Below are 10,168 nucleotides of genomic sequence, written 5' to 3'. Positions count from 1 at the left end.
AAAAGAACTATAATTGTGGCTAGAAACTAACAAGAACCCCATACAATTGATATATAACCTGAGATTGACATGTTAATAGGGCTAGTTATCAATTAATGATAGTTTCATATCAACTATCACCAATCCGTATCGACATGACGTTAACAATTGTCGATTCTAAAGTTGAGGATATATATACAAATAGAGTTTTGAGAGTCTACATCAATTAAGGGGCTTTTCCCTATAGCAAAATTCACTGGATAAGCCGGATAAGATATCATTCTTGAAAGTATTTTGATAGTAATAAAAAACAATAAATCGCTTTTTATTACTTCCGATTTAAAAGTAGCCATTATATGAATCAATTTTGGTTATATGGAGATCACTTGTAAAGGGCGGTAATCCCTTGAAAAAGTAAGTTTACATTAAACACATTAAAAGTAAATAAATAACCTCTAATTAAATCTACAAATATGACTATTCCAGTAACCACCCTAAAAAGGCGTTTACAGCTTTGATACAACAACATTGTTAAATTGAATCCAAACTGACTGTCACAATCGTCAATAACCTATAATAACCTTCATGTGCATTCTAAAGACCCACTGAAACCAATTAACTATACAATTTTTAGTTTTCTACTACCGTGTATCATAAGTTATAATAAATATAGGCCTTTACTTACTATTAGTATGGACTTTTTATTTTACATTTATACATATTTTTTAGCTTTTAAGTCTTTAAGTTTAATACTATATCTTTATAATTTATTTACAAATCACTCATATTTTCTTATCATTAATATATTGTAGACTAATTTGTTAATTTCATAGCAACAATAACCATTAATGACTAACAAATTATTAATAAGACATTAACAATAGTTAGTTTTAAACCCTTATTTATCAACGTCATGTTAATAAGTGATACTTTACATATCAATGATATATTTCATGTGAATGTCAATCGATAGAGGTGTTTAGGTTTATATCGTCGAAAAACACTTAACATGTTAATCTCGCTTTCTATGTTAATTCCATTTTACTGTCGCCATTATATTTCAAGGAGGTATAACAATGATTGAACAAGGTAACCAAAATACAACTGAACATACTGAGCCAAATAATACACACTCTAGCCATGAAGATGCTTTTGAAAAAGCATGGCGAATAACAGAGTTTTCAAAACTAGTAGGCCGACATCATAACACTGTATACAATTGGTTCAATATCCTAGAGGAAAAGGGGTTACACGGAACATTAAGAACCAATAATACAAATGAAAAGTTATATAACACACTGGATTTAGACATAGCTTTATTTATCAAGCAAAAGAGGGATGAAAAGTGGTCACTAGATGCAATTATTGAGCTTTTACCACATCAATTTGAACTAAGAACAGTTTCTCCAGAAAATCAAACCAGTGAAGTCTCAACCCAATTAAACATGCAGGAAGCTGCAGCGACTATTGAAAGAATAGTAGAGCAAAAGATTCAAATGCATTTACAAAGCATTGAATTAGAGTATCAAGGGAAGTTTGAAGATGCTATACGTGCAGTACTCCCTGAACCAGAAGACCCTGAAATGTTAAAAGAGCGCCAAAGGCAAGAAAGACTAGATAATATGATAATTCAACATAGAGCGCGTACAGAGCTAAGAAAGCAAGCTGAAAGAGAGTGGAGTGCACAACCAGAAGAAACTCGTATTAAAAAAGTTGGTTGGTTTAAAAAAGAGGAAGATCTTGCGAGAAAACAACTTTTCATAGAAAACTATATTGATGAGAACATGATTGAATATATGAAAAGTGTAATGAAAACAGAAAAATAAGCCTGGAAAATTCCAGGCTTATTTTTTATTTTGTTCCAAACATCTTATCTGGATCCATAAATGCTGCTAATTCTTCATCATTTTGCGCTTGTGGTTCTTCATCTTTAACTGGTTCTAATTCAAAGTAATCACCAAAGTTAATATTGAAATCATCATCCGATTCTTGCGCTTCAATAGTATTAATTTGAGACTTTGTATATTGAATTTGACTTTGTTTTTCTTTAAATTCATTATATTCTTCAACTAATCCTTTAGATAATCGTGATGGTAGTGCATCTGTTTTATAGAAAGTATACACGCTACCCATAAAGTCATTTTTACTAACTAAATAACCATTAAAAACAGTTCCATTGATTGGGAGTTTATTTGTTACTTCTACTTTAGCATCATCCATAAATGAATCATCAATGTTCTTTTGTTCATCTAAAATTGCTAACATGCCAAAATGATGCACCTTTGATGCCTCTAAATCTCCATTTTCATTTGTCTTCATCAGGTCAATTGGGTGGTGGAATGAGCTTCCTTTCAATGATTCTGAGAACATATCTACAATTTCTTTACTATTTTCAATTTGATTCATATTACGTGAAACCTTATTAATTACTAAACATCCTGATTTTTCTAGCAAAATTCGTTTAAAGTCTTGAGAATCTAGAATTACTGATGTTCCTGAACCGTTTGTAGCTGTGTTTAACTCATGAATAATATCTCCAATGCGCTGATTTGCATAGTCTCGTGAGTTTGCAATACCTTTTTTCTCATTTTCGTTTAATCCTTTAAACTCATCATAAAAATGTTGGTTATCTCCAAATACAACAAATGCAACGCCTTTAGCTGGATCATTAGCTAACTTCCAAATTTCCTGTGAAAACTTATTTACTTGTCTCAGTACATCAGGTCCATCTGCTCTAACTGGAAGTGTAACCACAATACCCATTTTAATAAAATCTTTACGCTCAATTGCATTATTGAATGCAATTCTTGCATACTTTTGTTGATTTGCTATTAATTCTTCTCTAGGAACTTTCATTGCCATACTTTTAAGTTCTTCCGCGATTACAGGTTTATTATGAAAAGCAGAGAATTCTTCAATTGCTTTAATAATTGTAGATGTACCTGTGCCACCACCTAAACCTGCAAAAAACAGCACTAATTCATCAGATGGTCTTACACGTTCCGTTATAAATTCTTTTAATTTATCTTTAGCTTCATCATTAGATTCTAAAACCTTTACAGCACGCTCAGGATTCTTACCTAAACCACCTAATTTTAGTGAAACTTGATTACTTTTTGGAACATGTTTCAGTTCAGCTAAATCTCCGTCATTACTATTTAATGCAAGACAATTATAAACTGCTGTACCGTCTGTATGTTTATACTCAGCAAACTTATCTACCATTCTAGTTCCAGCTTGCCCAAAACCAACCATAGTCATTTTTACCGCAACTTCGTTTTTCAGAAAGTTTTTTGCCATTTTACATCTCTCCTTTTTTCTTTTTACTTATTTTTACGTCTCTCTAATTCAACTAAAATTTGTTGTCCTCTTATTGTTGAAATCAAGAACTTATACGGATGCATAATCTTTTCTGTTATTAATGACATGGAAGCTAAAGTACCAACACTTCCCTCTGCTGACCTTCTTGAAATATTAGTTCTTTCAATTTCTAACGAATAGGATTTTCCCTTAGGTTTCTTTACTCTCCTATCAATAACAACATTTTCTACTATCTCATTTATTGAAATACCTCTCATATACTTTGTCTCTTGGTATTGTTTGTTTACTTGAGATCCTATGTAATGAAATACATTGTACAGTATTTCGTCTTCTTCAATAATGTCTGCGAACATTTCCACAACTTCTTGAGTAAATTTGTTCTGTTTATATTTTTCACTTAATACCTCGTTCAAGTTGTCCCCCCCCTTAAAACGTTGGTTAATTATTCCTAAAAATATATTACATCATTATAAGACGTATATCAAGTCATTATATATAAGTCTTATATAAAGTCATTATATACAAGACTTATATAAGACTTGTACGTTTTAAAATTGAATTAATCTCTTATATATCAACATTTAACATATAAGACGTATATGTAAGTCGTTCATATACGTAGTAAACAGAACATGTTAATATCAGATTTCATATAACTAACAATAACTATCGGATACTAAATAAGAATACAGTATTTATGTAGAATTTTATCTAGATTTATATTTTCAATATATGATACTCCTAAAATATAATGCTATTATCATGCTTATTACACTTATACAACCTATATGTACGAACTATATATAAGACTTATATATAAACACCTATAAATAAAGGATTTATATACTTTTATATTAATTTCATGTCAATATAATATTATCACAAATCATTACACGTCTTATTTATAAGACTTATATATAAGGCGTATAAATAAGTCTATAAAAAAAGAGTAATACTTAATAAGTATTACTCTTTTAACTATAAAGTTTTATATAAAACACTTAGTTTATTGAAAATAACTTCATGATCCCGCTTCTTATTTACCAACTCATTTCTCTCTCTGTTGTCAACAGAAAGGAAAGGGGATGTTAATGTCATGTTATATTTAGTTATTTCTTTTATTAATTCCGTAGTTATTTCTGAGATTTGCAGGAATAATACATAAAATTGTGATTCATTTTCATTCAATTGGCTCTCTTTGTAGTTAAGTTCTGTAAACTTCTCAGTATAACTTGTCAATTTCATATCAATATAATCGCTATAACTAACATGTAAAGTCATGATGTTGTTAAACTCAGCCAAACTAATTAATTTCTTTTTTAAACATAGATTTACTAAATAAATCTTGTATACAGCTTTAAATGAAATAACATATTTAGTTCTCTTTTTTATTAATTGGATGTATTCACCGTATTTATTGATTAAATATCTTAATTGATTAGATTTTATCCTCAAAATTCTACTAACTTGTGAGGTATTATACGTTTTATAAGGATCTAGAGCTGCAAACTGTATTGGAATTATCTCATATTCGTTATTTAATGTGTTGATTACTTTGGTATAAAGAAAGTCCGTTTCAAATTCACTTTGTATTATCTTTGTTATTAACCCATATTCAGTGTTCCAATTCCGCATTTTTTCACCCCTTAAATCAGATTGTAACATGCAAAATATAAAATATACACAATTTTCATTTACTTTATTATGTTTATTAACTTATTTCTTTTATGATGTGATTTTCCCTTCTGACAAACAGCTACCTCTACAGAATTAAATAAAATTCAGTTCAATACTTAATTTCATCTATGCAAAAGTATATTCACTGTATATTTTATCTATTTTTGATACTCTACAACATATACGACGAAATACACATGACGAACCCTTATTTCATCATTAGAGTTCGTCATATGTCCTCTTATTTATGTCGAAGTATATATGACGAACTCTAATAACAAATTTCTACTTGATATCATTGAATTTTATTACTCACACCTGACGATACAATATGTGTTTTTAAATCAAGAGTTCATAGGGGATAACGGGTTACTTTTTTGCAAATTTCAGTTAAAATATACTTTAATCATTTTTATGTTCTGAACTGCTTAATTTATCCAACATTAATTGCTTTTATTTCATGACAATTGCACTCGATTTCATGCAAGTTTCCGTATATTATTTCCATATCAAGGGAGTGTTTAAAATTGAAAAAATCATTTGATCATGCCGTTAAATATATCGTCGGGGAAAATGATCGTGGAGTTTATTTTAATCGTTCTGACATTTTTACCGTTTTATTTTTATATGAACAGCGAACAGTATCTCAAATTCAATTACGCAAATTTTATGAATTGATAAGTGGGGATCCTATAAGTCGAACTACATTTTCATCAAAGTTAACTAAGTGGGCAAAAATGAAATTAATAAAAAAAGAAAATATAAGTGTGAGAAAAAAGCGAGGCTTTACATTGGATTTCGTTTCTATTTCTTCAAAAGGGGCTGAAATATTATATCGGTTAAAATTGATCTCTGATTGTAGCACCTCGTATGTTACGAAAAGGCAATATGAACACAATATAGCAATTACGCAATTTATATTAAACTTACTTGAAGCAGAATCAACTAATGAACATACCGGCGCAATTGTAGGTGGTAATGGAGATTATCTATTCCCGCTCAACAAAATTGTGAAGCAAAACTTACAGTTGCCAAACCTGCTGTATTCCACTTCAAATGATGTCCACTTTTTGTACGAAGATGAGGAATACTGCGAAATATTTCAGCCAGAACTTCAACCCGTTTCCTTCCAACCAGATCTACCTCAACTCGTATATTCATTTCGTCCATCTAAAGAGTTTTATCCTGACTCAAAAGGAAACCCATTAATAATTCCGGATTGGGTTATTACTTGTAACGATTCTATTATCAATATTGAAGTTGATACAGGATCAGAAAACATTCCGTTTTTAGAAAATAAATTAAAAAAATATCTCGATATTGCTGCTTCTAACCCATCTAAGCAGTATTATGTTTTATTTTCTGTTATTGATGATTCCTACCATACCATCTCTACTTACAAAAAACGGACCACACGTGTTACAAATTTTAAAAAAGCTTTTGGTAATATTCCACGTTTAAGTGTTGTGAACAACCTAAACCTTTATGTATGTAATATGGGAGGTTCGGCACTTGTAGTAAATAATATTCTTCAAGAAATTCGCGAAATTGATAGTTCAAACAAAAGTCATCTGTTTAAAAAAGTTACTGAACGTTTAAACTTAAATTCTTCTTTCCCTTATTCGGTAGAGTGGATATCTAATAAAAATGAAATTCAAGCGAAAGGAATTCAGCATTCTAAACTACTTGAGCTAACAGATGACATTTTGGTATTACGAAAAAAATCACCCGCTGAAGAAAAAAATTCTTTAGATTACTTAGAAATAGTTTGTATATTAACAATACTAAAAGTAGGGGAGGTTAACACACACTTTAAATTAAAACAATTATCAGGATTGTTGGCCATGCAGAATCAACACCGAACACTAAACCCAATTAAGATATTGGGGATATATGAAGCGGATGAATTAGAGCATGGGCAGCAGGCCATTTTCACTGACTTATATCATAATTCCATAGCACCAGAGAATATTTTATTGGCTACTTCTGCTGAATTGCTTAATTTCACCGCTGCTTTTTATTCGTTAAAGGAGAGGGTGAAACAAGAATTTGGAGAATGCAGTTCAAAAGAATACTGAACTCAATACAACACCAGGTAATGGGGAAGATCCAAAAGCAGGAAAGAGCAAACAAAAATCCTATACAGTCACAATTGACATTACAAAAAGCTGGAAATATCGTCTAGCAGCTCGCTCATCATACTACGTTATTACATTACTACTGCTACTAGCGTGGTATTTTGCTTTCAGAGGAACATATAAGTACGCTTCTTTCTGGTCATTTCAAATGGGAGCTCCATTACCTACCTTAAGTATCTTTGGTAATCCGTTCGAGACTCATTTTTACATTGAAACTTTTTTTAGCTTTTGGATCTTAATTTATACTTGGCAGCTCTCAACTAAGGTTAAGACTTATCAGGAGATAAAACGTAGATGGTTTATTTTCTCAATGATGTTAATCGGAATTGTTGCCCAGTACTTATGGGCGTTTAGTGTTCCATTAGCTAAGATATTCATACCATTCTTACATTCAAAAGCTGGAGAAGTTTCACTAAATGACCAAGGATTAGAGGATACTATACTTTCAAATTTTAGTAATATCATGCACCTTGTATTTGCTATACCTGTAATTATTATTATTCTCGTACTCTTATGGCTCTTTAAGATTTTTTATGAACATAAAAAAGAGCTATTAGATGAATTCGGTAAATGGGAATACGTGTTTAAAATACCTGGTTGGATGCTTTCCTTTTTGAATGATGATCGCCAACGAAAACTTGCTACTTCATTACACAGATTTTTTACTGAAAAAAATCCATCAAAATTGCCAGAACCCGATATCTTTCTTGGTCCTAACAGCGCTACACGGGAGATGGCAGTAATACAGGGCAAGTCTTTGACACTTAATATAATGATCATCGGTAACATTGGTACAGGTAAATCAGCTGCACTAGGTTTACCAATTGCTAATCAAATTCTTGACTATATGGCTTCAATGATTAATAACTTTAAAACCTTATATGCAAGAAAAGATTATCATTCAGAGGATGTAAAAGGAACGCAGGTAAATGGTCTTACAGTTATCGAGCCATCTAATGACTTCTGCGAAAAGGTATATAACTTGGTATTGGCACACAAGATTCCCGATAATGTTATTTTCTATTTAGATCCAACAAATCCTGATACCCCTTCAATAAATTTCGTACGTGGTCCAGTTGATAAAGTTGCTGAGATGTTATGTTCAGTATTAACGGGGCTCTCTGATAATGGAGCAGGAAATCCTTTCTTCGTTCAATCTGAGCGTTCCCATCTTAAACAACATATTTACTTGTTAAAACTTCATGATTCAAAATTTGAAGCTAGATTTGAACATTTAATTGATATGTATAATGATGCTAATCTCGTTTTTGAGATGCATCTCAAGTTAAAAGGGCGACTTCCAAATGATATTGAATCTATACCTGATAGAGATGAGAGAAATCATTGGCGCATAATGAAGCAAGTTGATGAATGGTTTGATTTAAATTATGTGCCTGAAATTTCTGGCGGTCGTGGGGGAGGGGAAGTTGTTTATCATACTGAAGGGAAATACTATGGGCAGCCAAAGATTATCGATAAACAAGAAACCTTCGTTCGTGGTTTACGAAACACATTAAATGATATTTCAGCTCAACCTCTGCTCCGTCGTGTATTATGTGGTCCATCAGATTTTGACTTTGAAAAGCATTTGGAATTTGGAGGCATCCTTTTAATCAATACTGCGAAAGGGGAACTTGCTGATCTATCTGATGTATTCGGTAAATTATGTTTGTATGCCGTGCAGAATGCCGTTTTCCGTCGTAAACCTAACGTATCTCCTTACCATCCTGTTTTAGTCGATGAGTTTGCTGATTACATTTATAAAGCATTTAAAAGTTTTCCTGCTCAATCACGTAAATATAAAGCCCCTTTAATTGTTATTGCACAAACAATTAGTCAATTAGCAATTGAACATGGCCCAAGATTCATGGATATCCTGTTAGGTACATTTCGTAATAAACTTGTTTATGGTGATGTTACTAATGAAGACGCTAAATTGTTTAGTAAACTTATGGGTACGAAAACAATTTATGAAGCACGTGAAGGTGATCAAGAAATTGATATGGTAACAGCTGAAACGAAAACACAAAGTACCCGTAGAACATCCTACTCTTATTCGAAAACAGAGGTACCCATTCTATCTGAAAATGATATATTGATTCAAAAAGCATTCCAGTGTGCTGCTAAAATTGTAAAAGATAACGCCCCACAAGGTGGAATACAAGTAAATGCAAACTTTGTTCCTTCTATTGAGTTTAAAACAGCTAAAATTCAAGTTGATGCAGAAGCAGCTGCTTATTGGTTGAAAATTCGAGAAGAGTCATTGAATGCGGAAATTAAATATGATGATTATGTCACAGATACAGATGTTGATAGTGAAGAAAATGTAATTGAGGAATTGAGTACACCTACAACAGTGCCGACTGCAATAGAAGGTTGGTTACAGAAGTTAAATCCTGATACTTATGATTATTACAATAACGAAGATGATACTGACAATGAAGATGAATTAACAAATAATCAACCTGTGCAAGATAACGCAAGAAAATCTGCTCCAAGACTTGAAAAAGGGGAAACTATAGCATCAATTCCTACTTCTAATACAACAGAACACACAAAAATTAATGAAGTGATTAATGTGCAAAAAGAGAATGTACCAGATACAAGTAAACATAGAGAGCCTATTGAACTTATCAAGAAAGCACCAGTTATTACTGAAACTCCAATAGAAGTGCCAAGGACGAAGCATACACCACAATATAGAGAGCCTGCTTACACATCAACTGTAACTCATAATCAGCAGGAACAGGAAATTCAAAAAACTGCCGAAATCAATGGTAAAAATACAACATCTAACTTAACAATGCAATGGTTACAGCAACAAATGGCTGCTACTGTTTCTCAAGATGATGAAAACACATTACCTATAGATGAAATGGAAGGGGTCTCTCGACTTCACAATCGGAAAGTGGCAGAAGTAACTCCAGAAAGTGCGGCAATTAAGGATAAACTCAGTCAATATATCGAAGGGGACATTGATTATGATTGATAAGCTATGCATATAACGAATATTTCTACCAGTAAGAAGGTGTGGTTGTAAACTCATACCTTCT

General features: G+C 31.8%; 6 protein-coding genes. 3 read left to right on the top strand and 3 right to left on the bottom strand.

The features are described from left to right. Positions 1 to 1,055 precede the first annotated feature (1,055 nt). On the top strand, positions 1,056 to 1,805 hold the full coding sequence (locus QCI77_RS28260; protein ID WP_353825860.1) for a MerR family transcriptional regulator: 750 nt from the start codon (positions 1,056 to 1,058) through the stop codon (positions 1,803 to 1,805). A 25-nt stretch (positions 1,806 to 1,830) separates the two neighbouring features. Here QCI77_RS28260 and QCI77_RS28255 read toward each other — a convergent pair whose 3' ends face one another. The 3 genes from QCI77_RS28255 to QCI77_RS28245 all read right to left on the bottom strand — a co-directional run bounded on the left by QCI77_RS28255 (position 1,831) and on the right by QCI77_RS28245 (position 4,965). After that, complete coding sequence (locus QCI77_RS28255) at positions 1,831 to 3,279, bottom strand: FtsZ/tubulin family protein (protein WP_353825859.1); 1,449 nt, start codon at positions 3,277 to 3,279, stop codon at positions 1,831 to 1,833. A gap of 23 nt (positions 3,280 to 3,302) precedes the next feature. Continuing rightward, positions 3,303 to 3,713 carry a hypothetical protein gene (locus tag QCI77_RS28250; RefSeq protein WP_070129382.1) on the bottom strand — a complete coding sequence of 137 codons (411 nt, stop codon included), beginning with the start codon at positions 3,711 to 3,713 and terminating at the stop codon, positions 3,303 to 3,305. Between the two features lie 565 nt (positions 3,714 to 4,278). Then, complete coding sequence (locus QCI77_RS28245) at positions 4,279 to 4,965, bottom strand: hypothetical protein (protein ID WP_353825858.1); 687 nt, start codon at positions 4,963 to 4,965, stop codon at positions 4,279 to 4,281. Between the two features lie 539 nt (positions 4,966 to 5,504). Between QCI77_RS28245 and QCI77_RS28240 the strand changes: the two genes are divergently transcribed. Both QCI77_RS28240 and QCI77_RS28235 read left to right on the top strand, forming a co-directional pair. Further along, complete coding sequence (locus tag QCI77_RS28240; protein ID WP_353825857.1) at positions 5,505 to 7,055, top strand: replication-relaxation family protein; 1,551 nt, start codon at positions 5,505 to 5,507, stop codon at positions 7,053 to 7,055. Next, entirely contained in the window at positions 7,027 to 10,104 is a 3,078-nt protein-coding gene (locus tag QCI77_RS28235; protein ID WP_353825856.1) for a type IV secretory system conjugative DNA transfer family protein, read from the top strand. The genes QCI77_RS28240 and QCI77_RS28235 overlap by 29 nt, the downstream gene beginning before the upstream one ends. Positions 10,105 to 10,168: the final 64 nt, after the last annotated feature.

The sequence above is a fragment of the Bacillus cereus group sp. MG9 genome (genome assembly GCF_040459995.1).
GTDB lineage: Bacteria > Bacillota > Bacilli > Bacillales > Bacillaceae_G > Bacillus_A > Bacillus_A mycoides.
The sequence above is the reverse complement of the archived record's forward strand: the minus strand, read 5'-3'. Positions and strand labels throughout refer to the sequence as shown.

Bases quoted from the DNA above. Each gene is read 5' to 3' on its own strand.
- QCI77_RS28260 (WP_353825860.1), top strand. From the start codon at position 1,056: ATGATTGAACAAGGTAACCAAAATACAACTGAACATACTGAGCCAAAT.
- QCI77_RS28255 (WP_353825859.1), bottom strand. From the start codon at position 3,279: ATGGCAAAAAACTTTCTGAAAAACGAAGTTGCGGTAAAAATGACTATG.
- QCI77_RS28245 (WP_353825858.1), bottom strand. From the start codon at position 4,965: ATGTTACAATCTGATTTAAGGGGTGAAAAAATGCGGAATTGGAACACT.